We start from the raw sequence: 25,647 nt of genomic DNA on the forward strand, positions 1-25,647 counted from the left end.
CGGTCCGGTGCTGAACCCGGACCGGGATGAAACGGCTAAGCCGCTGCTGGCATCACGCGCCGCGACGGTGTTGCGAGGACTGGCTGTCCCCGTCCTCCTCGTCGTCGTCCTCATAGAGGTCGGCATAGCGTGAATACAAGTCTTCGCCGTGCTCATCGTCCTCGAATTGCTCGCCGCCCGTGCTTGGCGGCGGTGGATTCGCTGTCGATGCGCCCAGCTCCTCAGCCAGGCGTGAGAGATCCGTCCCACCGCTGTTGTACTTCAGCTGGCGGGCGACCTTCGTCTGCTTGGCCTTGGCCCGGCCGCGCCCCATGGCTCGACCCCCTCAACGACGGGGCTCGACGGCCCCAGAGTCTTGACACGCGTTCATGATCCGGAACGGGCTCTCCGCAGAGAGACCGGTCCGTAGGGCTTCCACGGTACCTGAGCCCACGCCCATACGGTACGTCGCCCGCAGGAAGGGCGTGTGCACACAACCGTCGAGGAGCCCTGTCCTCGCTGGTCAGTGGCGATTTTAACCACTTATCGGAGCACGACCCGCCGGTCGGAGTGAGAGTTCTCTCCAACAACCCGCCGGCGGGTACCGCGCAAACATTCGAGACCGCTGTGAACCGCCCGCGTCAGCGGCGGGCCGCGGCGGCCTCGTGCATCCGCTGCTCGGCGATCCGGTCGGCCGCGGCGGCCGGCGGAACACCGTCTTCCTTCGCACGTGCGAAGATCGCGAGCGTGGTGTCGTAGATCGTCGCGGCCTTCGCCCGGCACCGCTCGAAGTCGAAGCCGTGCAGTTCGTCGGCGACCTGGATGACCCCGCCCGCGTTCACCACGTAGTCGGGCGCGTAGAGGATCCCGCGGTCGGCGAGGTCCTTCTCGACGCCCGGGTGGGCGAGCTGGTTGTTGGCCGCCCCGCACACCACCTCGGCGGTCAGCACCGGCACGGACGCGTCGCTCAGGGCCCCGCCCAGCGCGCAGGGGGCGTAGATCGCGAGATCCTCGACCCGGATCAGCTCCTCGGTGCCGGCCACGGCCCGCACCCGCGGGTGGCGCTCGGTGATCCGCCGTACGGCGTCCTCGCGCACATCGGTCACGAAGATCTCGGCGCCCTCCGCGACCAGGTGCTCCACCAGGTGGTGGCCGACCTTGCCCACGCCCGCGACCCCGACCCGCCGGCCGCGCAGCGCGGGGTCGCCCCACAGGTGCTGGGCGCTGGCCCGCATGCCCTGGTAGACGCCGAAGGCGGTGAGCACGGAGGAGTCGCCGGCGCCGCCGTTCTCGGGCGAACGGCCGGTCGTCCAGCGGCACTCCCGGGCGACGACGTCCATGTCGGCCACATACGTACCGACATCGCAGGCGGTGACGTACCGGCCGCCGAGGGAGGCCACGAAACGGCCGTAGGCGAGCAGCAGCTGTTCGGTCTTGATCTTCTCGGGGTCTCCGATGATCACGGCCTTGCCGCCGCCGTGGTCGAGCCCGGCCATGGCGTTCTTGTAGGACATTCCGCGGGCGAGGTTGAGCGCGTCGGCGACGGCCTCCGCCTCGGTGGCGTAGGGGTAGAAGCGCGTGCCGCCCAGGGCGGGGCCGAGGGCGGTGGAGTGGAGGGCGATCACGGCCTTGAGGCCGCTGGCACGGTCCTGGCAGAGCACGACCTGCTCATGGCCTCCCTGGTCCGAGTGGAACAGGGTGTGCAGGACATCAGCGGGTGCGCCGGTCACATCGGTCACGGTGGTGACTCCTGAAGCAAGTAGCGGCGGGTGGCACGGCCGGTGGGCCGTACGGGACGAGACTAGGGCCTGTCTGACCATTCCCGTCTGCCCCGCGACGCCATGCACGCGCTCTCGCCGCACCGGGCACAAGCCCACGTACAACCAGTACGAGAGCTCGTGCCCGGCACACCGAGAGCACGCACCTGACCCCGCGGCGCCGCCCTCCGGGCGACGACGGGAATGGTCAGACACGCCCCAGGGCCTGTCGATTGGATCATCCCCGGCCTCGCGGGCTCCGGTGCGCACCTTCGGCCCCGCTCGGGTCGGACGAACCGCACGGCGCCCCACGGCCGGGCCGATCCGGACGGCGGACCCCCCGATCCCCGTCGGCCCGTCGGCCGCGCAGTGCCCGGGATCACCTCCCCATGGGGTACGTCCGTGCGACGATCTGGATAGTTTTCCCGCACGTCTGGGTGCGGGTCCCGCAGTTTTCCCCGGCAGGCCTCGGGGGAGGGAGCAGGCGTGCCCAAGGTGTCCTCGGTGATCGTCCCGTACGCGGCGTACCTGCGGGTGTACGAGCCGCTGGCGGCCTTCCCGGAGCGGGAGCGCGGCCACTGGGCGCGCTACGCCCGGCGCTCGGACCGTCCCTCGTACCAGGACGAACTGCGTCGCTCGCTGGCGGACTTGCTGCCCACCCCGCCGATCGCGGTGCCGGTGCACGAGAGCCCGGACGCCTTTGTGCTGGAGGCGGACGGCGTGGTCCATGTCTGCCCGTGGCGCACCCGGCTGCGTGGCTGGCAGGCGCTGGGCGAGCTGGCGGCGGAGTTCCCGGCGCCGGTGCTGGACGCGGTGCTGCCGCCGCTGGTGCGCCACCAGGCGGCCCAGGACTACGAGCGCTGGCTGGCCGGCCACCCGGACGCCCGGCCGTGGATCCGCACGGCGACCTGGCAGGTGCCGCTGAACTGGTTCGTGCTGGTCGCCGACGACGAGCGGGAGTACGCGAAGGCGGCGGCCGACGGGGCCGGCGAGGTGCCGGTGCTGCGCTACCGCACCCCGATGGTGCAGGCCCGGCGCCGGGTGGCCCGCGCGCTGCGCACCCTGCGGGACACGGTGGACGAGGGGCCGCTGGTCGAGGGTGTGGTGGAGGTCGGGCGCTGGCTGGAGGAGTTCCATCCGCGCTCGCTGGTCGAGCTGGACTACGGCGGTCTGGTGCACGCCCTGCCGGCCGGCGAGCTGGAGGACGATCACTCGGCGGCGGATGTGGCCGAGGGGATCGAGGCGCTGCGCAAGGGCGACGGTGAGGCGGCGGCGCGGGCGTACGCGCGGCTGGTGGAGCGCTGGCGCTCGGTGCGCGATCTGCGTTCGGCGAACTGACAGCCCAGAATATGTGAGGCAAGTCACACGTTTTTGAGGTGGGATACCGCGTACGGTCGACCGCGTGTCCGGGAGTTGACGGGACGTAGGTCCCGATCCGGGCTTTTGTGTCAAGCGTGACAGACCGCACGTACGCGGCTCTTGCCTCCCGTACCCCTCCTCATGCCAAAATAGGACAAGGAGCCCGGGGAGGGCTCTTTCTGAGCATTGCATGCTTTGGGGGGTCTCGTGACTCCTGATCGCCCTGTGACTGATCGTCACAGTGGCGTGACTGTCCGCTATGGCATGGTCCATCGGCTTCCGTCGCTGATGAACACCTGGGAGGGCAATTCCATCGGTTTGGCCGACGCGGCTGGACAGATGGTGTAGTTGTAGTGCCGAGGACAAGCCGTTCGTCCTATAACCGACTCGACTCGCGTCCGCCATTTCGGGCAACGCGGGTCAAGGTGCAGAATTTAGAGGAAAGAACCGAGAACGATCGGTTCTCCCGAGGAGGCCGCTCATGACCGCTCGCACCCCTGATGCCGAGCCGCTGCTGACCCCGGCTGAGGTCGCCACGATGTTCCGTGTCGACCCGAAGACGGTCACGCGGTGGGCGAAGGCCGGAAAGCTTACGTCCATCCGCACGCTCGGCGGGCACCGCCGCTACCGCGAGGCCGAAGTCCGCGCACTGCTCGCGGGCATCCCTCAGCAGCGCAGCGAAGCCTGAACAACTCAATACCGGGCAGATCGGTAGGTCCCCCAACCCGCCGCAACGCCCGAAACCCTAGCTCCAAGCGACGCGGGAACTGCCCCAACAGAACCCACGCCCAAGCACTGCACAGCAACTGAACATCAACAGGGTGCGTCGTCGATCGCGCTGGACTCCGCCGGGTCCAGCGCGATCTTTTTTGTGCCCCGGTGGTCGAGGTGTGGAGCAGCCTGTGCGCGGCCTTGTGGGAGTCTGGGGAGGGCTGTCGGAACAGCCGGGGCACCCCTCACAAGGGGGGTGCAATTGCACATATTAAATTGACTAGTTGTAGGGGTGCGGTAAGCCCCATGGTTTTGGAAAATCTCGCGGTGACTACCGTCACATGCCAGGGTACTTGTTGCCACTGGCGTATCTGCGCTAGTGGATGCGCGTGTTCCGGCGCTGTGCGCGGGAGCCGGAGCGGCGCCGGCCGCTGGTCGTCAGGTCGGGGGACTCCCGTCCTGGCCGCGGTCGCCGTCGCTGTCGGCCACCAGGGTGGCCGGTGCCGGGGGCGTGCCGTCCATCGCGAGGCGCAGCAGGCGGTGACAGATGGGGCAGTGACGCGTCAGGTGCCGGTAGGACGACGCGGCCGCCAGATGCGCGCGGAGCAGCGCCCGCGTCTCGTGCCTGGCCGATGCCGGCATACGCCACCTCCACGCTCCACCGGGGGCCCGGGTGGAACGGCCCTTGCTCTCCTGGGTACCCACCCAGGTCGCGGGCGTCAAGACGGCCGTCAAGAAGGGATGTCGGCGCCGGTGCCGTCAGCGGGCATGAAAAAGGCCCGCCACCCTCGACGGGTGCGGGCCTTTGCTGCGTCTTCTCTTCTTCTGCGGTTCTTCTGGTGCGGTTGTTCTTCTGCGGTCCTGACGGGATTTGAACCCGCGGCCTCCACCTTGACAGGGTGGCGAGCACTCCAAGCTGCTCCACAGGACCAGGTTTTGCGGCGCTTTTCGGTGCGTTGCGCTGCGAGAAGGACTGTACAGGAGGGGGAGCCCACCGGTCGAACTCACCCAGCGTGCCGCCGCCGTCACCCGGCGGCGGCGTCGATCGCCTTCACGATCCGCTTGTCCGAGACGGGATACGCCGTCCCCAGCGCGTGCGCGAAATAGCTGACGCGCAGCTCCTCGATCATCCAGCGGATCTCCCGGACGGCGGACGGCACCGGCCGCCCCCGGGGCAGCTGCTCCAGCAGCCAGGCGTGCTCGTCCTGCATCTCGTGGACCTTCTGCATCCGGGCCGTGTCCCGCTGGGCGTTCGTCGCCATCTGCTGGAGCCGGCGGTCCACCGCGATCAGATAGCGCACCAGATGCGGCAGCCGCCCGAGCCCCGTCGCCGTCACGAACCCCGGCCGCACAAGCCCGTCCAGCTGCGCCCTGACGTCCGCCAGGTTCGCCACCAGCACGGCGCTGCGTACGCCCTTCAGACGGCGCTCAGCGGCCTGCCAGGCGGCCAGCACCTGCTGCACCTGGGCGACCGTACGGACCGTGGTGTCCACGATCTCGGCGCGCACCTTGTCGTACAGCTTGCGGTACGACTCCTCGTCCCACGCCGGGCCGCCGAAATCGGCGATCAGCCGGTCCGCCGCCGCCGTGGCGCAGTCGTCGAACAGGGCCTGGATCGAGCCGTGCGGGTTCGCCGACAGGGCGAGCTTCTGCGGGTTGGTCAGCTTCTCGGAGGCGAACTTCGCCGGGTTGACCGGGATGTTGCGCAGGATCAGCCGCCGGGTGCCCCGCCACATGGCCTCGGCCTGCTCGGCCTCGGTGTCGAAGAGGCGTACGGAGACGGTGTCGCCGTCGTCCACCAGCGCCGGGTACGCCTTCACCGGCTGGCCGGCCCGGCGGGTCTCGAAGACGCGGGTGAGCGCGCCGATCGTCCAGTCGGTCAGGCCCGTGCGCTCCAGGGACTCGCCGCCCTGGCGGGACGCGGTGGCCGCGGCGGCCTGGGAGAGCGCCTGGCGGGCCCGGGGCTTCAGCCGGAGCCGCAGGGCCTCCAGGTCCTTGTCCTCGGCCAGGTTGCGGCGCCGCTCGTCCACGATCCGGAAGGTGATGCGGAGATGATCCGGCACCTTCGCCCAGTCGAAGTCCTCGGCGTCGAAGGGGACGCCGACCATCCGCTTCAGCTCGCGGGCCAGGGTGAGGGTCAGCGGCTCCTGCAAGGGCACCGCCCGGTCCAGGAAACGCCGGGCGAAGTCCGGGGCGGGAACGTAGTTGCGGCGGATCGGCTTGGGCAGGGAGCGGATCAGCTCCGTGACGACCTCGGCCCGCAGGCCCGGGATCTGCCAGTCGAAGCCCTCGTCCGTGACCTGGTTGAGGACCTGGAGCGGGACATGGACGGTGACCCCGTCGGCGTCCGCGCCCGGCTCGAACTGGTACGTCACCCGGAACTTCAGCGGGCCCTGACGCCAGTTGTCCGGATAGTCGGCCTTGGTGACCGCCTGGGCCGACTCCCGGACGAGCATCTCCCGCGCGAAGTCGAGGAAGTCGGGCTGCTCGTGCCGCTGGTGCTTCCACCAGGAGTCGAAGTGCGCGCCGGACACCACATCGCCGGGCACCCGCTGGTCGTAGAAGTCGAACAGCGTCTCGTCGTCGACCAGGATGTCCCGGCGCCGGGCCCGGTGCTCCAGCTCCTCCACCTCGGTGAGGAGCTTGCGGTTGTCGGCGTAGAACTTGTGGTGGGTGCGCCAGTCGCCCTCGACCAGCGCGTTGCGGATGAACAGCTCGCGGGAGGTCTCGGGGTCGATCCGGCCGTAGTTCACCTTGCGCTGGGCGACGATCGGGACGCCGTACAGCGTGACCTTCTCGTACGCCATCACCGCGGCCTGGTCCTTCTCCCAGTGCGGTTCGCTGTAGGTGCGCTTGAGGAGGTGCTCGGCGAGCGGCTCGACCCACTCGGGCTCGATCCTCGCGTTGACGCGGGCCCAGAGCCGGGAGGTCTCCACCAGCTCCGCCGACATCACGAACCGCGGCGGCTTCTTGAAGAGCGCCGAGCCGGGGAAGATCGCGAACTTGGCGCCTCGGGCGCCGAGATACTCGCCGCGCTCCCGGCGGGCGGTGTCCTTGGCCCCCTTCGTCTCCTTCGCGTCCTTGGACTCCTTCACGTCCTTCATCCCGATATGGGAGAGGAGCCCGGCGAGCAGGGAGACATGGATGCGGTCGCCGGGGGCGTCGTCCTCGTTGAGATGGATGCCGAGCTGTCTTGCGACGGTCCGCAGCTGGGTGTAGATGTCCTGCCACTCACGGATCCGCAGGAAGTTCAGATACTCCTGCTTGCACATCCGCCGGAAGGAGGACGAGCCGCGCTCCTTCTGCTGCTCGCGGACGTACCGCCAGAGATTGAGATAGGCGAGGAAGTCGCTGGTCTCGTCCCGGAAGCGGGCGTGCTGCTGGTCGGCCTGGGTCTGTTTCTCGGCGGGGCGCTCGCGCGGGTCCTGGATGGACAGCGCGGCGGCTATGACCATGACCTCGCGGGCACAGCCGTTGCGGTCCGCCTCCAGGACCATCCGCGCGAGCCGCGGGTCCACCGGCAGCTGGGCGAGCTTGCGCCCGGTGTCGGTGAGCCGCTTGCGGGCGTCCTTCTCCGTGGCGTCGATCGCGCCCAGCTCCTGGAGGAGCTGCACGCCGTCGCGGATGTTGCGGTGGTCCGGCGGGTCGATGAAGGGGAACTTCTCGATGTCGCCGAGGCCGGCCGCGGTCATCTGGAGGATGACGGAGGCGAGGTTCGTCCGCAGGATCTCGGCGTCCGTGAACTCCGGGCGGGCGAGGAAGTCGTCCTCGTCGTAGAGGCGGATGCAGATGCCGTCCGACGTACGGCCGCAGCGGCCCTTGCGCTGATTGGCGCTGGCCTGCGAGATCGCCTCGATGGGCAGCCGCTGGACCTTGGTGCGATGGCTGTAGCGCGAGATCCGGGCGAAGCCGGGGTCGATGACGTACTTGATGCCCGGGACGGTCAGCGAGGTCTCGGCGACATTGGTGGCCAGCACGATCCTGCGGCCGGTGTGCGGCTGGAAGACCCGGTGCTGCTCGGCGTGCGACAGCCGCGCGTACAGCGGCAGGACCTCGGTGAACCGGAACGCCTTCTTGATCAGCGCGTCGGCGGTGTCCCGGATCTCCCGCTCACCGGAGAGAAAGACGAGGATGTCGCCCTTCCCCTCGCCCTGAAGCTCCTCGACGGCATCGATGATCGCGGTGATCTGATCGCGGTCGCTGTCCTCGGAGTCCTCCTCCAGCAGCGGCCGGTAGCGCACCTCGACCGGGTACGTACGGCCGCTGACCTCGATGATCGGGGCCTGGCCGAAGTGCCGGGAGAACCGCTCGGGATCGATGGTGGCCGAGGTGATGACGACTTTCAGGTCCGGCCGCTTGGGCAGCAGCTGCGCCAGATACCCGAGCAGGAAGTCGATGTTGAGGGACCGCTCATGGGCCTCGTCGATGATGATCGTGTCGTAGGCGCGCAGCTCGCCGTCGGTCTGGATCTCGGCGAGCAGGATGCCGTCGGTCATCAGTTTGACGAAGGTGGCCTCGGGGTTCACCTGGTCGGTGAACCGCACCTTCCAGCCGACGGCCTCGCCGAGGGGCGTGTCCAGCTCCTCGGCGACCCGCTCGGCGACGGTCCGGGCGGCGATCCGGCGGGGCTGGGTGTGCCCGATCATGCCGCGCACCCCACGCCCCAGCTCCATACAGATCTTGGGGATCTGCGTGGTCTTCCCGGACCCGGTCTCACCGGCGACGATCACGACCTGGTGGTCGCGGATCGCGTCGGCGATCACGTCCTTCTTCTGGCTGACCGGCAGCTGCTCGGGGTAGGTGACGGCCGGCACCCGGGAACGACGCTCGGCCATCCGGCCTGCCGCCTTCTCGACCTCCGCCTCGATCTCGGCGAGCACGGCGGCCCGCGCCTCCGGCTTACGGATCTTGCGGGCACCTTCGAGCCGCCGTCCGAGCCGGTGCGCATCACGCAGCGACAGGTCGGTCAGACGGGGGGCGAGAGCGCCGAGGGCGGGGGCGGGGTGCGTAGACATACGCGTCCCAGGATCTCACCTCACGGAAAACACTGGCTATCGCTTATTGACCTGGACCTTCCGCGTGTCACGGGCCGATGGTCAGCAGCGCGACCCACAGCGCGAGGACGGCCGCGAGCAGCGCGGCGGGCACGGTGAGCAGCCCGAGCAGCGTGAACTCCCGCAACGCCACCTCGTGATCGTGCCGATGGGCGATCCGCCGCCACAGCAGGGTGGCGAGCGACCCGGCGTAGGTGAGGTTCGGCCCGATATTGACCCCGAGGAGCACGGCGAGGACCGCCCCGGGCCCGGCGGGCGCGGCCAGCGGGACCAGGGCGAGCACCGCGGGCAGATTGTTGATCAGGTTGGCGAGCAGCGCGGCGACGGCGGCGGTGCCGAGCAGGGCGGCCAGGCCGGTGCCGTCGGGCAGCAGTCCGTCGAGCGCGTCGCCGAGCCCGTTGTCGACGACCGCCCGGACGACGATCCCGAGGGCCAGCACGAACGCCAGGAACAGCGGATCGGCGGCGCGCAGCACGGCGAGCGGGGTGGTGTGCCGCCGGACCAGCGCGCGCACGGCCATCACACCCGCGCCGGCCGCCGCGGCCCACGCGGGATCGATCCCGGCACCGGAGGCGACGGCGAACCCGCCGAGCGTGGCACCAACGGTGACCAGCGCGAACAGCGGAACCTCCACGGGCTCCTCGGCCTGGACGGGCTCGGCGACGGCGTCCAGATCCTGCCGGAAGAACCGACGGAAAACGACGTACTCGACGGCGATGGCCGCCACCCACGGCAGAAACATCAGCACCGCGAACCGCGTGAACGACAGCCCCGTGGCGGCGAAGGCGAGCAGATTGGTCAGATTGGAGACCGGCAGCAGCAGGGACGCCGTGTTGGACAGATGCGCACTGGCGTACACCTGCGGCTTGGGCTGGGCTCCCATCCGCGCGGCCGTGGCGAACACGACGGGCGTGAGCAGCACGACGGTGGCGTCCAGACTGAGCGCGGCCGTGATGACCGAAGCCAGCCCGAACACCGCCCCGAGCAGCCGCCGGGGCCGCCGCCGCGCCCACCGAGCCATCCAGGTCCCGCAGGCATGGAAGAGCCCCTCGTCGGCACAGAGCTTCGCCAGCACCAGCACGGCCGCCAGAAACCCCACGACGGGCCCGAGCCGCGCGACCTCCTCCCGCACGGCATCGACCGAGATCGCCCCACTGCCGACCACCACCCCGGCGACCGGCACCGCGACCACCGCCTCGGGCCACCGAAAGGGCCGCACGACGGCACCCACCAGCACGACGACCAGCGCCACGACGGAGACGGTTTCCAGGACCACGGCGTCGATCATCCCCGCAGCCCGGCCCACGACACGAAAAAGCCCCCCTTCCGTGAAGAAGAGGGGCTGCGGTGGCTGGGGCCGGGGTCGAACCGGCGACCTTCCGCTTTTCAGGCGGACGCTCGTACCAACTGAGCTACCCAGCCACGGTGTTTCACGTGAAACACCAGCGGTCCTGACGGGATTTGAACCCGCGGCCTCCACCTTGACAGGGTGGCGAGCACTCCAAGCTGCTCCACAGGACCAAGCGTTGTGTACGACAGTGTCGCACACGGTGTTGCGTGCCCCCAACGGGATTCGAACCCGTGCTACCGCCTTGAAAGGGCGGCGTCCTAGGCCGCTAGACGATGAGGGCTATCGGCCCGCCTGGGCGCTTCTCAGCGCGTCGGGGACGTGAGAAGCATATGGGATGGCGGGAGGTATCGCCAAAACGGTTTACGGGGAGGGTGGGGGGCCGGGTTGGGGGGTTGTGGCGCCCGGCGGGGTTCGGGTGTCCAGGGTGGCGGCCGGAGTGCTCGGGGTGGCCGCGGAGGGGTCTGTGGTCGCCGGAGAGGGTGCCGTGGTCCCCGTCGAGGACTCCGTGGGGGACGGGGTGGCTCCTGGCCGGTTCTCCTCCGGGAGGTGGCGGCTGACCTCCGCCGTGGTCAGGCCCAGACCGCCCAGACGGATCTCGTCCCAGGCCTGGAGGCGGCGGGTGTCGCGGTCGAAGTAGAGGATCGAGGCCTCGATGGGGTCGGGGTTCTTCTGCTCCAGGGCGCGCAGACCGCTGCCGCCCGTCGTGCCCTCGATCCGCAGCCGGGTGCCGTACCGCATCACCTCCATCTCCTGGTGGTGCAGGTGGCCGGCGAGGACGAGAGGGACCTCGCCGTCCGTCTCGCGGGCGGCGTCCGGCTCGTGGGCGATGGCGATGTCCACCGGCGTACCCGCCTGCCGCTGGTCGCGCAGCGCGGAGGCGAGGCGGGCGCCGGCCAGCGTCTGGGACTGCTCGCCGCCCTGCGTGGCCGTTCGGTCCGGGCTGAACTGCGGGTCGCCCATCCCCGCGAAGCGCAGCCCGGCCACGGTCACCGCGCGGCCGTCGTCCAGGACGTGGACGTTCTTGAGGTCCTCCAGGTACTCCTGGGTGAGGCCCGAGTCGTGATTGCCGCGGACCCAGACATAGGGCGCCCCCAGGTCCTCGATCGGGTCCAGGAAGCCGTTCTCCGCCGCCGAGCCGTGGTCCATGGTGTCGCCGGAGTCCACGATCACATTCACCTTGTACTGCTCCACCAGCGAGCCGATGATCTTCCAGCTCGCCGGGTTCAGATGGATGTCCGAGACATGCAGCACCCGGATCGTGGACGGGTCGGGCGCGTACGCGGGGAGCGTGGAGGTGGCGTCGTACAGCTTGGTCACGTTCGTCACCAGCCTGGCCAGCTCCTTCTGGTAGACGTCGAACTCCGTGACGATGCTGCGCGCGTCGCCGACCACGGAGGGTGCCGAGGAGAGCAGGCCCGAGAAGCGCGGCTCCAGGACCGACTTCGGGTTCCAGGTGGCGTACGCCGTCCCGGCCGACGCCCCCAGCAGCGCGAGGGCGAGGCCGCCGGCCCCGAGCGCGCGGCGTGGGCGGCGGTAGACCACCAGGCCGAGGGCGGTCGCGCCGACCACCACGGCGACGCAGGAGCGCACCGCCAGGTCGAGGGCGCCGTGGCTGACGTCCTGGGCGACCTCCTCCTGGAGGCCGGAGAGCCGCTCCGGGTGGTCCACCAGGGCCTGGGAGCGGACCGGGTCCAGCTGGTCGACGTTCACGTCCAGCCGGACCGGCGCGACATGGCTGTCCAGGTGCAGCGCCCCGAGCGGGGACACGTTGATCTTCGTGCCGCCGCTGGTGGACGGGCGCAGGGTCATCGTCGTGTCCATCGGCCCGATCGGCACCCGCACATTCCCGACGACCAGCAGCCCGAGCCACGCGCCCAGCATCACGACCGCTATCAGACCCAGGCCCCGGATCCAGGGCCTGGTCTGCGGTACGAGTTCGAGGACCGGCTGGGGGAGCGGGCGGGGCTTCTTCGGGGTGCGGCGGCGGAGGCGGTCGGGGACGCGGGCCATTGATCCCGTATGCCCATGTTCGAGGGCGGATATGCGGTGACGTATGCCGTATGGGGGGCCTGGGGGGTCTGGGGGGCTCCTGAGAGGGATGGGGTCCGGGGGTCAGCCCCAGCCGAGTTCGTGGAGGCGTTCGTCCTCGATGCCGAAGTGGTGGGCCACCTCGTGGATGACGGTCACCGCCACCTCGTGGACCACGTCCTCGGGGGTCTCGCAGTAGCGCAGGGTGGGGCCCATGTAGATGCTGATCCGGTCCGGCAGCACCCCGGCGTACCACTCGCCGCGCTCGGTGAGCGGGGTCCCCTCGTACAGGCCCAGCAGGTCGGGGTCGTCGGGGGCGGGTTCGTCCTCCACGAACACCGCCACGTTGTCCATGACCCGCGTCAGCTCGGGCGGGATCCGGTCCAGCGCCTCGCTCACCAGCTCTTCGAACGTCTCGCGTGTCATCTCCAGCACACGTTCATTGTCCGGGATGGGCGGGGGAACGGGGCGGATACGGGATTTCGGGCGGCGCCGGGGCGTTGCGGGGACATCGTCGGGGTGTCGGCAGGGCGTCGTCCGAGTGGGGTTCCGGTGGGGTTCCGGTGGAATTCGGGTGGGGTTCGGGTGGGGTTCGGGTGAGATCGGGGAGGGCGTGGGACAAGGGCGTACCGCGCGCGTGTCCTCCTGCGGGCGGGGGGAGTTGGGCACGTTGACTTCGTTCACCCCCTCGGAGGTGGCTCTCGTGCGCTCCTTGTACGTTCCCGTCCGCCTGGCCGCCGCCGTGGTGGCCGTCGCCGCGGCTGCCGGCTGTATGAGCGTCGGCGACGACGAAGGCCGGCGGGCCGAACCGTCGCAGTCGGCGGGGCAGCAGGGCGGCGAGGCGCCCGACGGGGGCGTCGTGGTCCCGGGCGATGGCGTCGGATTCGGCGGCGGGGCGGCGGGCGGCGCCCCGGACGGGCACGGGGGCGGCGAGGACGGGCGGAAGAAGGACGCGGACGGGGACGGCGACGAGGACGAGGGTGAGCCGGGGGAGTCGGGGGCGCCGTCGGCGTCCGCGTCGGCCCTGCCGGGTGCCTCCGCACCGGCGCCGGCCGGCCCCGGACGGACGGTCGCGCCGGGCGGTGATCCGGTGCCGCCCAAACCGCTGCCGACGCCGACCCGTACGACCGAGGAGCCGCAGCCGCCGGATCCGTCGCCGGAGCCGCCCGCCTCGCCCGAGCCGACGGTCGCCGAGCCGTCGTCCTCCGCGCACGAGCAGACGGGCCCGCAACTGGTGCAACGGGAGCCGGCGCCGCAGGCGGGGGTGCCGGTGTGAGGGGCGGATGTTGGGGCGGGCGTAGGGGTTGGACGCTGCTGTGCGGGCCGGTGTGATGAGCCGGTTTGATGGGCGGGGTGGCGGGGGCGGGGTATCGATTTGCCTAGCCGGGCTTCGGGTGCGTATGGTGGTAGATCGTTTGATCCCATTTGCCCGGCGCCATCGCAGAGCGCGCCGTGTGGCGCGTTCTCTCCCTTGCCGTGGCAGACCGCATTGAGGCGGTCGTGGTGCGAATCACGGAGTTGACGGGCGCGTGCCGACGAGACTCCGGAAGGTTTCGCATTCGCATGTCCATTTCCACTGCCGATCACGTCGTCGTACCCGAGGACGGTGCCCCTGAGGGCGCGTTCCAGGACGACACCCAGGCCGAGACCCAGGCCGACGCTCAGGTTGAGGCCCAGGCCGACACTCCGGTCGAGGCCCAGACTGACCTTGAGGGCGATGCCCAGGCCGAAGCGGCCGACAGCCTCGACACCGACGGTGAGGGTGACGCCGACACCGACGGTGGCGACACCGCCGCCGACCCGGACGCCGAGCCCGAGATCACCTTCAGCACCCTCGGTCTTCCCGAGGGTGTCGTGCGCAAGCTCGCGCAGAACGGCGTGACCGTCCCCTTCCCGATCCAGGCCGCGACCATCCCGGACGCGCTGGAGGGCAAGGACATTCTCGGCCGGGGCCGTACCGGTTCCGGCAAGACCCTCTCCTTCGGGCTGCCGACCCTGGCCACGCTCGCCGGCGGCCGTACCGAGCGCAAGAAGCCCCGCGCCGTCATCCTCACCCCCACCCGCGAGCTGGCCATGCAGGTCGCCGACGCGCTCCAGCCGTACGGCGATGTCCTGGGCCTGCGGATGAAGGTGGTCTGCGGCGGTACGTCCATGGGCAACCAGATCTACGCCCTGGAGAAGGGCGTCGACATCCTCGTCGCCACCCCCGGGCGGCTGCGGGACATCATCAACCGTGGCGCCTGCTCCCTGGAGGACGTGCGGATCGCCGTCCTCGACGAGGCCGACCAGATGTCCGACCTGGGCTTCCTGCCCGAGGTCACCGAGCTGCTGGACCAGATTCCGGCGGGCGGTCAGCGGATGCTGTTCTCCGCGACCATGGAGAACGAGATCAAGACTCTCGTCGACCGCTACCTCGACGCGCCCGTCCTGCACGAGGTCGACGCGGCGCAGGGCGCGGTGACGACCATGTCCCACCACATCCTGATCGTGAAGCCCAAGGACAAGGCGCCGGTCACCGCCGCGATCGCCTCCCGCAGGGGCCGCACCATCATCTTCGTCCGCACCCAGCTCGGCGCCGACCGGGTCGCCGAGCAGCTGCGGGACGCGGGCGCCAAGGCCGAGGCGCTGCACGGCGGCATGACGCAGGGTGCGCGCACCCGGACGCTGGCCGACTTCAAGGACGGGTACGTCAATGTCCTGGTCGCCACGGATGTCGCCGCGCGCGGCATCCACGTCGACGGCATCGACCTCGTCCTGAACGTGGACCCGGCCGGTGACCACAAGGACTACCTGCACCGGGCCGGCCGTACCGCCCGCGCGGGCCGTACCGGCACCGTCGTCTCCCTCTCGCTGCCGCACCAGCGCCGGCAGATCTTCCGGCTGATGGAGGACGCGGGCGTCGACGCCTCGCGCCACATCATCCAGAGCGCGGGCGCGTTCGAACCGGAGGTCGCCGAGATCACCGGTGCCCGTTCGATGACCGAGGTCCAGGCCGAGTCCGCCGGGAACGCCGCTCAGCAGGCCGAGCGTGAGGTGACCCAGCTCACCAAGGAGCTGGAGCGGGCGCAGCGGCGCGCGACCGAGCTGCGCGGCGAGGCCGACCGGCTGACCGCCCGCGCGGCCCGGGAGCGCGGTGAGGACCCGGAGACGGCGATCACCGAGGCGCGGTCCGTGGTGGCGGAGCCGGCGACGGAGGCGGAGGCGGGAGCGGTGGCTCCGGCGTCCGTGTCGGTGCCCGAGCAGCCGGTGGCGCGGGAGACGGAGCAGCGGACGGGGACGGGTTCGTCGTCGTACGAGCGGGCTGAGCGGCCTGAGCGCGCTGAGCGGCCGGAGCGTCGCGACGATCGCCGTGATGACCGGCGGGACGACCGTGGTGGCTTCCGGCGGGATGACCGGCGGGATGACCGGGGTGGCCGTTCGTTCGAGCAGCGGCGGGATGACCGTGGTGGTTTCCGTCGGGACGACCGGGACAGCAGCCGTGACCGGCGCGACGACCGTGGGGGTCGCTCCTCCGACCGGCGGGACGACCGTGGCGGACGTACCTTCGAGCGTCGCGACGACCGCCGTGATGACCGTCGGGATGACCGGGGTGGCCGTTCGTTCGAGCAGCGGCGGGACGACCGTGGTGGTTTCCGTCGGGACGACCGGGACAGCAACCGTGACCGGCGCGACGACCGTGGCGGACGTTCCTTCGAGCGTCGGGACGATCGCCGTGATGACCGGCGGGACGACCGTCGGGACGACCGGGGTGGCCGTTCGTTCGAGCAGCGGCGCGATGACCGGGGTGGCTTCCGTCGGGACGACCGTCCCGCGCGCCCCTTCGAGCGGCGGGACGAGCGGGGCGGGCACCGGGGCAGCGACCGGCCGTTCAACCGCGACCGGCAGGGTGACCGCCCCGGCTTCCGGGCCGGTGGGCACGAGCGTCCGACCGGTCGCCGCGACGACCACCGTGGTGGTACCGGCACCGGTACCGGCACGGGCACCTTCGGCCGCCGGGACGACAAGCCGCGCTGGAAGCGCAACGGCTGACGGTTGAATCCGATGATGTGAGGGCCCGTACGACTTCGGTCGTACGGGCCCTTTCACGTTCTGCTCCCTCTTCTGATCCATGGGGTCAAGTTGTGACGTGTGTCACGACCTTGATGGGGGAATTGCTGGGGGCATGACAGACGTAGACGGCGTCAAGGCGAGTGGGCTCACCGACGAGGAACGGCTGGCTCAGCTCGGCTATACGCAGGTGCTCGCCCGCCGCATGTCGGCGTTCTCCAACTACGCGGTCTCCTTCACGATCATCTCGGTGCTGTCCGGCTGCCTGACGCTGTATCTGTTCGGCATGAACACCGGCGGCCCGGCCGTGATCACCTGGGGCTGGGTCGGGGTCGGCCTGATGACCCTCTTCGTGGGGCTGGCGATGGCCGAGATCTGCTCGGCGTACCCGACCTCGGCGGGCCTGTACTTCTGGGCGTACCGGCTGGCTCCGGAACGTACGGCCGCGGCCTGGGCGTGGTTCACGGGCTGGTTCAACGTGCTCGGGCAGATCGCGGTGACCGCGGGGGTCGACTTCGGGGCCGCGTCCTTCCTCGGCGCGTATCTGAACCTCCAGTTCGGCTTCGAGGTGACGCCCGGGCGCACGATCCTCCTCTTCGCGGGGATCCTCGTGCTCCATGGTCTGCTGAACACCTTCGGTGTGCGGATCGTCGCCTTCCTCAACAGCGTCAGCGTGTGGTGGCACGTGGCGGGGGTTGGGGTGATCGTGGGGGCGCTGGCGTTCGTCCCCGACCGCCATCAGTCGGCGTCGTTCGTCTTCGGCGAGTTCGTGAACAACACGGGGTGGGGCAGCGCGCTGTACGTGGTGCTGCTGGGGCTGCTGATGGCGCAGTACACCTTCACGGGCTACGACGCGTCCGCCCATATGACCGAGGAGACGCACGACGCCTCGACGGCGGGCCCGAAGGGGATCGTGCGGGCGATCTGGACCTCCTGGATCGCCGGCTTCGTCCTGCTCCTCGGCTTCACCTTCGCCATCCAGTCGTACGAGGGCGCGCTGACGTCTCCGACGGGGGCGCCGCCGGCCCAGATCCTGCTGGACGCGCTGGGCGTGACCGCCGGGAAGCTGTTGCTGCTGGTGGTGATCGGGGCGCAGTTGTTCTGCGGGATGGCGTCGGTGACGGCCAACAGCCGGATGATCTACGCGTTCTCCCGCGACGGCGCCCTCCCCTTCTCCCGCGTCTGGCGCACCGTGAGCCCGCGCACCCGTACGCCGGTGGCGGCGGTGTGGCTGGCGGCGGGCGGGGCGCTGGTGCTGGGGCTGCCGTACCTGATCAATGTCACCGCGTACGCGGCGGTCACCTCGATCGCCGTGATCGGTCTCTACATCGCGTACGTCATCCCCACCCTCCTGCGACTGCGCAAGGGCGAGGCGTTCGAACGGGGGCCGTGGCATCTGGGGCGCTGGTCGCGGGTGGTGGGGGTGGTCGCGGTCGCCTGGGTCGGCGTGATCACGGTCCTGTTCATGCTTCCGCAGGTGTCCCCGGTGACGTGGGAGACGTTCAACTACGCGCCGGTGGCTGTGCTGGTGGTGCTGGGGTTCGCGGCGGGGTGGTGGGGGGTTTCGGCTCGGCGGTGGTTCTTGCGGGCGGGGGTGGGGGGCGGTTCCGGCGATGGGGGTGGTTCCCGTTCGGGGGAGGGGGAGGCTGGGTCTCGGGTGGGGGCCGGGGGTGGGGTGGATCCGTAGGGGGCGGGTGGGGACGGTAGGGGACGGTAGGGCGTAGAGGTTTCTGTCTGGCTTTGGCTCGTCTGTGGCTCCCTCGGCTGATTGCCTCGTCCCTCTTCACCCGTGCGCCGGGCCGTGTCCCGATACCCGATCGGAGACGCGGCCCGCTCCGGCTATGCTCGGGGAGGCAACATCACGCAGCACTGAGTGGGCCCTTAGCTCAATTGGCAGAGCAGTGGACTTTTAATCCATTGGTTGTGGGTTCGAGTCCCACAGGGCCTACGAGTTGTAGGCGGGGGATATGCCCTCTGACCTGCTACGCAGCGTCCGGGTCGGCTTCGGTCGACTCGGGCGCTTCCTCGTTTTCGAGCCACTGCGTGAGCGATGCGTGAGCGGATGTGGGCGTGGCCTGCGGATGGGGCGCCGCTTGAGCGGACGAATCGGCAGTTGCCCTGCGCGACCGGGGATCAGCTTGGCTGCCTTCTCGGCGATCTCGCGGTCCAGCTCAGGGAGCAGGCTCGTGTACGTGTCCGAGGTCAGCGTGATCGTGGAGTGCCGGAGTGTCTCCTTCACTGTGTGGATGTCGCCGCCGCCTCCGTGTGTGAGCGTCGCGGCGACGTGACGCAGGTCTCGCAGGGTGATGGGAGGCAGGTCGGTCGTGGCGAGGACGCGGCGGAAGGTCTCGGAGACGGTCTCCGGGTGTAGCCAGGAGCCGTCTTCCTTGGTGAAAACCTTGCCGGTGTCATGCCAGGCTTCGCCCCACTCCGCGCGCTCCTTCTCCTGGCGGGCTTTGTGGTCGCGCAGTTCGGAGATGGTCGTGCTGTCGAGCGCGATCGTGTTGGCGCTGCCGTCCGTCCTGGGCTCGGACTCGTAGGGGTCCCAGCCGTCCACCACAATCTCCTTGGCGGGTGTGATGAGGCCGGCGTCGAGGTCGACTTCGTGCCAGTCCTGGCCGACCGCCTCGCCGCGACGGAGACCGCGGGTGCCCATGAGGTGGAAGATCGCGTACAGGCGGTCGCCTTCGGCTGCGTCGAGGAAGGCGCCGAACTGCTGTGGGGTCCACACCATGACCGGGCCGGGGACTTCACCGGTCTCGCGCCAGCGTCGTACGCGTTCCTCGGTCCACAGGAGTGGTTTCGGGCGTTTGCCGGATTCCAGTTCGACATGGGACGCCGGGTTGAAGGTGATCAACTGCTGGGCGATCGCCGCGTTCAGTGCCGTGCGGAGGGTGCGGCGGATGGCCTGGCGGCTGGTCGGGCCCGTGATCTTCCGGAAGGGCTTCATCTCGGCGAGCTTGGCTCGTTCGGCCGCGAGGAGCTGTCGTTCGGCTCCAGCGGGCCGTCCTGGTTTGCTTGGCTTGCAACGGGCGATCTGTTCGCGACGGGCCTGGTTCTCGGCCGTGATCGTCTCGTTGTCATCGGCTATGCCGTCGAACATCTCCACCAGGTGGCCGACGTTGAGCCGGTCCAGGCGCACGTGGCCGATGCGGGGCTTCAGATGGACGCGAATGTGGGAGCCATAGCTGTTCAGCGTGGTCTTGCGACGCCGCTTTCCTGCGAACCACTGGTCGAGCATTCGCCGACCGTGAGGCGTCCGGTGAGGTCTAGGCCGTGGTTGAGGCGGCGCCGGGTCTCTTCCACGTGGGGGAGTGGTGCCTTCTCGTCAGCCACCTTCTCCAGGAGGTCGGCAATGCGGGCGAGGTTCTCGGGGTCGTCGGTTTCGGCGAGGGCGATGAGGGCGCGGACGTGGTCGAGGTCGGTCTGGCCGTTTTTGAGGGTGGTGTAGCCGGCGCGGCTGAAGGAGCGGCGGGTGCCGTCTTGGCGGGGTAGGAGTTCCTGACGGACGGAGTAGGTGCCGTGCTTGCGGTTGGTGAGCTTGGGGCATTGCTTGCCGAGGGGTTTTCCGGTGTGGGGGTCGCGGCAGTAGCAGCGGCGGTGGGTGGAGCCCTTCAAAGGCGTTCCTACGGGGCAGTGCCGGCTGGGGAGCCGGGTTCGGGGTTGGTGCCGGGTTCGTCGACGTCGTGGAGTGTGTGGGGTAGGTCGGGTGGGGTGGCGCCCTGTTCGCGGAGTTTGCGGCGCAGGTGGCGCAGTCGGTACTTCGTGGTGATGGCGGTGTCGTGGTAGTGGGTGCGGCGGCTTTCGGCTTCTTCCTTGCGGGTGGTGCTGGTGGTGGCTTTGTAGGCGAGAGTCGGCTCTGGCTCAACTTCTGTGGAGCGCGCACGCTCCGTGATGGTCGGCGGTTCTGAAGGCGGGCGGGAAGTCGAGAACGGGTCAGGAGAGAAGGACACGCTTTCGCAGCAGGGTGAAGCCGGCGCGGCCGAACATCTGGCGTTTGAGCATCTTGATCCGGTTGACGTGTCCTTCAACGACTCCCGAGCTCCAGGGCAGGGTGAGCCCGGCGATGACAGCGTTGAGGTCGCGTTCAAGTCCGGCGGCGAAGGTGTGGAGACCAGGCAGGTCGTCGTCGCGGACCGCGGCAAGCCATTCCGGGATTCGTCCGCCCTCGCGCTGGGTGAGGATCTGTCCGAACGCTCGGACGTGCTTGGTGAGGGCGTCCAGTTCAGGACTATGCGCCAGGACCTCCTTGAGCTGGAGGCGGTCGGACTCCGGGAGCCGGTCGGGGTGCCGCAGGATCCATCCGGACACGGTGCGGACGGAAGGCGGCCGGGCTTCGGCCGGCTGAGGGGAGGTTCGTTTGGGGGAGAGGTAGGCCCGGACGGCTCCGTAGCCGCCCCGGTAGCCGCGGGCGGTGATCTCCTCCCACAGTGTCCAGGCGTTGGTGCAGCCCTCGGACCAGCGTTCGTCCAGGTACGGCCTGAAGTCATCGAGCAGGGTGGGCCGGTTTTGCCACTGCCCCTGGAAGAGTTCCTCCGGCGCCGCCACGTCGGCGTATCGCTTCACCGTCCGGTAGGTCATGCCGAGTTGGCGTGCGACGGCCCGCCGGCTGTGGCCCGCGGTCAGCAGGGCGTGGACGGTGGCGTGCTTGGCCCGGGTGCTGTCTGCGAAGCGGTGACCGGTCGGCCACAGCGGCTCGTCCGGCCCCGACCGGGGCCGGGGCCGGTGATGCGGGTGGCGGGACCGGGTCGGTCCGGATGGCTCGCAAGCTGAGCCGGTGCTGGGCGACGCACCGTTCGGCGGCCTCGCTCAGGTTGTGCCAGAGGTGGAAGCGGTCGGCGACCTGGACGGCCTGCGGTGCCCCGTTGCGTGCTGCCTCTGCGTAGAACGGGGCGCGGTCACGGCAGACGACCTCGATGCCGGGGCGTTCGGCGAGCCATGCGGCGACGGTGGCCGACTCCCGGCCGGGCAGCAGGTCCACCGGGCGGCGGGTCTCGACGTCGACCAGTACGGTCCCGTAGACGCGGCCCCTGCGCATCGCGTACTCATCGACGCCGACGACCCGCGGAGCTGGCGGTTGGGGGTCGGGGAGCGCGTCGACCATGCGCAGGACTGTGCTCCTGCTGACCCGGATCCCGAAAACGTCCGCCAGCCGGGAGCCGGCCCGGCCGACGAGCGCGAGGCCGACCGCGGCCAGCGCGGACCGCACCTGCTCTGTCCACCTGCTGTACCGCCGCGTCAGCCCCGGCACCTGCTCGACGAAGGTCCGCCGTTCGCACAACGCATTACCGCAGACGAACCGCCTGACGCGCAGACACAACACCACCCGGCGCCCCGCGCTGGGCAGATCAACAGGAAACCGCAGGTAGGAACCGTGAAGCTGTTGCGACCAACCACCACAGCCCGGACACGCGGCCCCATCCCGCGTGCACCGAACCTCGATCCGAACCACCTCAATGTCCCCGTCGGCTCTCGCCTACAAAGCCAGTCATCCGCTGGCACCAGCTCCGCCACCACGACCAGCAGACAATCGCTGCGCACAACGCCCTCACCCACATCCAGGCCGCCTACGACCAAGCAGCCGCAGCACCGGTGGCAGTCCTCGCCGCCCGGCGCCCGCCCCAGCAGAACATCGACCGCTACATCCGCCACCTCCACCAGGCCATCCCCGCCCACGCCGAGCAGATCACCGAGGACCAGCACTTCCCCGCCCTCACCACCGTCCTCGCCCACGCCGAAAGCACAGGCCACGACCCGGAAACGCTCCTCCGCCAGGCCGCCGACCAGCGCGCCCTCGACGACGCCCGCCACCCCGCCCGCGTCCTCCTCTGGCGCATCCAACGCCTCACCACCACCCCGGCAGAGCCCGCGGCACACGCCACCCGGACCAAGAACACAGAACAGCGCCCCACAACCCAGGCCAACAGGGCCGTCATCACCACCCTGAACCCGCCCGGGGTAAGACACCGATGACCACGGGTGACGCCTCTCGGTTGGGCAACAACGGGCGTGTTGGTCTGCGTGTCGGTGCGTCGCATGTGTGGTCGGCGCCGCGGCCTCCGTGCTAGGGCAGCGAGCCGAAGGGCGGAAGGCCGCTGGGTAGGGTCGGGCCATTCCCACCTGGAGAGGTAGTGGCGTGGCGGACATCGTGATTGCGCAGACGACCACCGATGACGAGGACCAGGCACAGGCGCTGGCGCGGGGTGCGGTCGAGAACAGGCTGGCGGCGGGGGTTCACATCGACGCGCCGATCACTGCTGTGTACCGGTGGAAGGGCACGGTGGAGACGGCGCGGGAGTGGCGGGTCTCGTACATGACGACGACGGACCGTCTCCAAGAGCTGGAGGCGTGGGTGGCCGAGAGGCACCCCTATGAGGTGCCTCACTGGACCACTGTGCCGGTCACCGGTGGGTCGGACGCTTACCTGTCCTGGGTGGTTGAAGAGACGACCCGGAGCTGACGCGACGTCGTGCGACCGGTGTTCGCCCCGGCACCGACCGCGAGGTCGGGAGGGCTCAGGCTGCGAACTGGCGAAGGTGACGGGCGAGTTCTTTCTCCCGTTCGGGGAGGTTGTGGGCAACCGCCCGTGCGCGTTGCCTGCCCATCGTGTTCGGCTTGGCCTGCGATGCAGCCACGAACCGACGTGCCACGTAGACGCCCCGGTCGATGTCTCCGCCGCGAAGCAACGCCGCCGAAAGGTCACCCAGTACGACGACCCCGCCGGCGGACAGGCCCTGCCCGAGACGGTCCACGGCGGTGTCGGCCATGGTGGTGAGTTCGGACCGCTTTAGCTGTCCGTACACGGACAGGGACAGCGAGTCCATGCGGTACGGGGTGACGAACCGCACCCAGGACTGTTCACTGGCGTGATCCGCGAAGTCGTAGGCGATGTACGCCCGTTCCAGTGCACGCAGCGCCCCCGTACCGTCTCCCAGTGCCGCCCTCTCCTCGGCGTGCCGGCCGAAGACCCAGGCGGCAGCGGCGGCGTTTCCTCGGCCGCGTACGTCCTGGGTGGCCTGGGAGAGGATCTCCAGCTTCTTCTTGGGTGCCATGGTCCCGTAGCTGGCGTACGTCAGGGCCAGGGCTCGGAGTGGCGGGTAGCCGGAGGCGGCGGCACATCGCGAGGTGACTTTGTAGTAGGCGCCCGCTTTGTCGTGCTGGCCCAGATCCCAGGCCAGCCATCCGGCCAGGGCCGCGGTCTCTCCGGCGGCGATGGTGAGCGCCCGTTCGTTCTCGCCGGCGCGGGGCAGGGCTTCGGTGATCGCGTCGAGGTGGGATTCGACGGTGCTCTGTAGTTGCCTGGCGCTGAGGTTGAGTTCCCTGATGTGCAGCTCGGCAGCGCGCTCGACGAGTGCGTTCGCCGAAGGGGCGTCGATCTTGGAGCCCTTGTCGAGGGCGAAGGCGAGCCGTCCCCACGGCTCGGCTGCCGCGCCTACACCTATGGCGGCGCCTCCCAGCAATTTGCGGCGATTCACGTCGTCCTGTTCCTCTTCGTTGCGATCACGTCCCTTCCGTCTGGCGCGGGCGGCCTGGGCCTCCCGCCTCAGATCCTCGAACGGGATACCGCAGGCCACCGCGATGTGTTCCAGCGTGTGGTCGGTCGGAACCGTCTCGAATTTCTCGTAGCGGCTGATCTCGCGGCGGGTAAGCGTCTCTCTGCCGGAGACGGCGTTGATGGCCTCCGCGTGCCTTTCCTGGGTCCGGCCGGCCTCTTTCCGGAGCCGCAGCAGCAGCGCGGCGAACGGATCTGGCTCTGACATGAGTGTGACCTCTGTTGGGGGGCGAATCCAATCATGACCCCAATTCCCCCTCGGATTTCCCCCCTTGACAGAATTTCCCCCCTCTGAGTTCCCCTGGTGGTTCGCTTTGACACGCGGTGCCATGGCTTCCATGACCAGGCTCCAAGAGGCGGCCCCGCCCGGTGGGGGCACCGACATCCGTGCAGTGACAGAACGCCCGTCGAGCGCGCACTCGTTTCGACAGGCCCGACAGAGTCCTCCGAGGCAAGAGAGCGCACCAGCGGAGACCCATGTCTTCCAGGCGGTGTTCCTGCCCGACATGTCCGCCGTTGCGGAGATGCGGGCGGCGGCGAAAGCCTTCCTGAGGCGGTCCGGGCTGATGGGGCCGGTCCTCGACGACGTTGTGCTGGCGCTGTCGGAACTCGTCACCAACGCCATCGAGCATGGTGACGGACCGGTCGATCTGCTGGTCCGCGCCGCCGAGGGCAGGCTCCTTATCTCGGTGGTGGACAGTGATCCGGCTCCGGCAGTGCTGAAAGCCACCGGCCTGGACGATGTTTCAGGGCGGGGGATGGCCCTGGTGAACGCGCTCGCGGACGACTGGGACAGCACGGGCGAGGAGACGTGGTGCTCGTTCCTGTACGAGACGACGCCTGGTGAGACGGAATGAGTTCTGTGTCGGCTCGGCTTACCGATGAGCAGTTCGCCAAGAGCGCCGGGGTACTGCTGGCCGCCCTGCGGCACTCCTTTCTCCATGACGATGACTTGGAAAACGATCTGGATGCCGTCCTGGGTGAATTCGCCGGACCGGTTGGCGTCGCAGGACCGAAGCATCGAACTGACGGGCGCGGTCTGATTCGCCACCACCGGACTATGGCGGAGGAGATCCCGGCACCCGGAAGTGCGGCGGTCGCGGAGCTGGGTCGGTGCCTGACTCGATTGGACCGCATACTCGGCGAACTCGTGTGCATCGCCCGGGAGCGCATGTGTGGACTCGGCGCCCCCGTCCCCGCTCTCGCCGAGGCCGTGGCACGTGCCGAGGGCCTACGCGCCGGTTGGACGCGACCTGTGGGCGAGTTCGTGGATGACCGCGTCCACCTGCGTCGGCTGGCCCTGGCCGCTTCCGACCTCCTCGATGTCGTCAGCGACGACGACACCGGTCCCTTACCCGATTTCGACGGCGGAGGGCCGAGGTGAAGGGGGGCCTCTTGCCGCGCGCCTGCTGGCCAGCCCAGCCGGTGACCGTCCTCACCCTCATTGGCTCTGACTGCCTGCTCCCCATCCCAGCCCGCTGCTGCTCACGAAGCAGGTCGGGAGGCGGCTCCGACATCCAACCGAATCCGCGGCACCACCCGCTTCCTCCGCGCGGCTCCGAATCTCATAGAAAGCACCACATGACCGATAGACCGAACGACAGCGAACTCGATCCCCTCGTCGTGATGGGCCAGGCAGCCGCCGGCGCTTCAGACCCCTCGCGCACCGACGCGGAACGCGCTGCGGACGCGAGCCTTGTCAGCCTTCTCGCCGACCACTTCAAGGACGAGTCGCAGCAGGACAACGCCTGATCTCCGCCTGCGCTTCGGGCCTCACCAGCCGCAGACGCAGGCGGTCCGTTCCAAGAT

General features: G+C 69.7%; 20 protein-coding genes, 5 tRNA genes and 1 pseudogene. 11 read left to right on the plus strand and 15 right to left on the minus strand.

Annotated features, from left to right (window positions below; genetic code table 11):
• Positions 1-52: 52 nt before the first annotated feature.
• Positions 53-313: a DUF3073 domain-containing protein gene (locus ACFRFC_RS13460; protein ID WP_382682259.1), complete on the minus strand. Its 261-nt coding sequence runs from the start codon at positions 311-313 to the stop codon at positions 53-55.
• Between the two features lie 307 nt (positions 314-620).
• Complete coding sequence (locus tag ACFRFC_RS13465) at positions 621-1,718, minus strand: Leu/Phe/Val dehydrogenase (RefSeq protein ID WP_382682257.1); 1,098 nt, start codon at positions 1,716-1,718, stop codon at positions 621-623.
• A 504-nt stretch (positions 1,719-2,222) separates the two neighbouring features.
• On the opposite strand from ACFRFC_RS13465, the gene ACFRFC_RS13470 reads away from it, so the two are divergent.
• Together ACFRFC_RS13470 and bldC are read left to right on the plus strand one after the other, a co-directional pair.
• Positions 2,223-3,074 (plus strand): hypothetical protein, encoded by an 852-nt coding sequence (locus tag ACFRFC_RS13470; protein WP_382682256.1) that lies wholly within the window; start codon positions 2,223-2,225, stop codon positions 3,072-3,074.
• 502 nt (positions 3,075-3,576) lie between these two features.
• The gene (bldC, locus tag ACFRFC_RS13475; RefSeq protein ID WP_003949541.1) at positions 3,577-3,783 is read left to right on the plus strand and encodes a developmental transcriptional regulator BldC; all 207 of its coding nucleotides are present in this window, start codon (positions 3,577-3,579) and stop codon (positions 3,781-3,783) included.
• A gap of 461 nt (positions 3,784-4,244) precedes the next feature.
• On the opposite strand, the gene ACFRFC_RS13480 is transcribed toward bldC, so the two are convergent.
• From ACFRFC_RS13480 to ACFRFC_RS13520, 9 genes are all read right to left on the minus strand, one after another.
• On the minus strand, positions 4,245-4,448 hold the full coding sequence (locus ACFRFC_RS13480; RefSeq protein WP_382682254.1) for a DUF6274 family protein: 204 nt from the start codon (positions 4,446-4,448) through the stop codon (positions 4,245-4,247).
• Positions 4,449-4,662: 214 nt separating this feature from the next.
• Positions 4,663-4,737 (minus strand) — tRNA-Asp (locus tag ACFRFC_RS13485).
• A 94-nt stretch (positions 4,738-4,831) separates the two neighbouring features.
• The gene (gene hrpA, locus ACFRFC_RS13490) at positions 4,832-8,821 is read right to left on the minus strand and encodes an ATP-dependent RNA helicase HrpA (RefSeq protein ID WP_382682250.1); all 3,990 of its coding nucleotides are present in this window, start codon (positions 8,819-8,821) and stop codon (positions 4,832-4,834) included.
• 67 nt (positions 8,822-8,888) lie between these two features.
• Complete coding sequence (locus ACFRFC_RS13495; RefSeq protein ID WP_382682247.1) at positions 8,889-10,148, minus strand: SLC13 family permease; 1,260 nt, start codon at positions 10,146-10,148, stop codon at positions 8,889-8,891.
• 60 nt (positions 10,149-10,208) lie between these two features.
• Positions 10,209-10,282, minus strand: a tRNA-Phe gene (locus tag ACFRFC_RS13500).
• A 24-nt stretch (positions 10,283-10,306) separates the two neighbouring features.
• Positions 10,307-10,381: transfer RNA gene (locus ACFRFC_RS13505), tRNA-Asp, on the minus strand.
• A 37-nt stretch (positions 10,382-10,418) separates the two neighbouring features.
• A tRNA-Glu gene (locus ACFRFC_RS13510) sits at positions 10,419-10,491 on the minus strand.
• A gap of 80 nt (positions 10,492-10,571) precedes the next feature.
• Complete coding sequence (locus tag ACFRFC_RS13515) at positions 10,572-12,221, minus strand: metallophosphoesterase (protein WP_382682244.1); 1,650 nt, start codon at positions 12,219-12,221, stop codon at positions 10,572-10,574.
• A gap of 102 nt (positions 12,222-12,323) precedes the next feature.
• Positions 12,324-12,674, minus strand: a complete 351-nt coding sequence (locus ACFRFC_RS13520; protein ID WP_382682242.1) for a metallopeptidase family protein — start codon at positions 12,672-12,674, stop codon at positions 12,324-12,326.
• A gap of 268 nt (positions 12,675-12,942) precedes the next feature.
• Here ACFRFC_RS13520 and ACFRFC_RS13525 point away from each other — a divergent pair, with 268 nt between their 5' ends.
• The 4 genes from ACFRFC_RS13525 (at position 12,943) to ACFRFC_RS13540 (ending at position 18,234) form a co-directional block, all read left to right on the plus strand.
• Positions 12,943-13,515 (plus strand): hypothetical protein, encoded by a 573-nt coding sequence (locus ACFRFC_RS13525; RefSeq protein WP_382682239.1) that lies wholly within the window; start codon positions 12,943-12,945, stop codon positions 13,513-13,515.
• A 287-nt stretch (positions 13,516-13,802) separates the two neighbouring features.
• The gene (locus ACFRFC_RS13530; RefSeq protein WP_382682236.1) at positions 13,803-16,268 is read left to right on the plus strand and encodes a DEAD/DEAH box helicase; all 2,466 of its coding nucleotides are present in this window, start codon (positions 13,803-13,805) and stop codon (positions 16,266-16,268) included.
• 133 nt (positions 16,269-16,401) lie between these two features.
• On the plus strand, positions 16,402-17,973 hold the full coding sequence (locus ACFRFC_RS13535) for an amino acid permease (protein ID WP_382682233.1): 1,572 nt from the start codon (positions 16,402-16,404) through the stop codon (positions 17,971-17,973).
• A 188-nt stretch (positions 17,974-18,161) separates the two neighbouring features.
• Positions 18,162-18,234, plus strand: a tRNA-Lys gene (locus ACFRFC_RS13540).
• Here ACFRFC_RS13540 and xerC read toward each other — a convergent pair.
• The 3 genes and pseudogenes from xerC to ACFRFC_RS13555 all read right to left on the minus strand — a co-directional run bounded on the left by xerC (position 18,232) and on the right by ACFRFC_RS13555 (position 21,738).
• Positions 18,232-19,904 (minus strand): annotated as a pseudogene (xerC, locus tag ACFRFC_RS13545) (tyrosine recombinase XerC). The gene ACFRFC_RS13540 and the pseudogene xerC sit on opposite strands and share 3 nt — an antisense overlap.
• A gap of 318 nt (positions 19,905-20,222) precedes the next feature.
• Positions 20,223-20,867, minus strand: a complete 645-nt coding sequence (locus ACFRFC_RS13550; RefSeq protein WP_382682231.1) for a transposase — start codon at positions 20,865-20,867, stop codon at positions 20,223-20,225.
• Positions 20,773-21,738: an ISL3 family transposase gene (locus tag ACFRFC_RS13555; protein ID WP_382682228.1), complete on the minus strand. Its 966-nt coding sequence runs from the start codon at positions 21,736-21,738 to the stop codon at positions 20,773-20,775. The genes ACFRFC_RS13550 and ACFRFC_RS13555 overlap by 95 nt, the downstream gene beginning before the upstream one ends.
• 140 nt (positions 21,739-21,878) lie before the next feature.
• Between ACFRFC_RS13555 and ACFRFC_RS13560 the strand changes: the two genes are divergently transcribed.
• Both ACFRFC_RS13560 and cutA read left to right on the plus strand, forming a co-directional pair.
• Complete coding sequence (locus ACFRFC_RS13560; RefSeq protein ID WP_382682226.1) at positions 21,879-22,259, plus strand: hypothetical protein; 381 nt, start codon at positions 21,879-21,881, stop codon at positions 22,257-22,259.
• 163 nt (positions 22,260-22,422) lie between these two features.
• A complete protein-coding gene (cutA, locus tag ACFRFC_RS13565; protein ID WP_382682223.1) occupies positions 22,423-22,746 on the plus strand; it encodes a divalent-cation tolerance protein CutA in 324 nt (107 codons plus the stop codon).
• Between the two features lie 55 nt (positions 22,747-22,801).
• Here cutA and ACFRFC_RS13570 read toward each other — a convergent pair whose 3' ends face one another.
• On the minus strand, positions 22,802-24,046 hold the full coding sequence (locus ACFRFC_RS13570) for a helix-turn-helix transcriptional regulator (protein ID WP_382682221.1): 1,245 nt from the start codon (positions 24,044-24,046) through the stop codon (positions 22,802-22,804).
• Between the two features lie 283 nt (positions 24,047-24,329).
• On the opposite strand from ACFRFC_RS13570, the gene ACFRFC_RS13575 reads away from it, so the two are divergent.
• The 3 genes from ACFRFC_RS13575 to ACFRFC_RS13585 all read left to right on the plus strand — a co-directional run bounded on the left by ACFRFC_RS13575 (position 24,330) and on the right by ACFRFC_RS13585 (position 25,590).
• The gene (locus ACFRFC_RS13575) at positions 24,330-24,695 is read left to right on the plus strand and encodes an ATP-binding protein (RefSeq protein ID WP_382682219.1); all 366 of its coding nucleotides are present in this window, start codon (positions 24,330-24,332) and stop codon (positions 24,693-24,695) included.
• Between the two features lie 5 nt (positions 24,696-24,700).
• Positions 24,701-25,222 carry a hypothetical protein gene (locus ACFRFC_RS13580; RefSeq protein WP_382682216.1) on the plus strand — a complete coding sequence of 174 codons (522 nt, stop codon included), beginning with the start codon at positions 24,701-24,703 and terminating at the stop codon, positions 25,220-25,222.
• A 197-nt stretch (positions 25,223-25,419) separates the two neighbouring features.
• The gene (locus ACFRFC_RS13585; protein ID WP_382682213.1) at positions 25,420-25,590 is read left to right on the plus strand and encodes a hypothetical protein; all 171 of its coding nucleotides are present in this window, start codon (positions 25,420-25,422) and stop codon (positions 25,588-25,590) included.
• Positions 25,591-25,647: the final 57 nt, after the last annotated feature.

This window comes from Streptomyces sp. NPDC056734 (assembly GCF_042790455.1).
Lineage (GTDB): Bacteria > Actinomycetota > Actinomycetes > Streptomycetales > Streptomycetaceae > Streptomyces.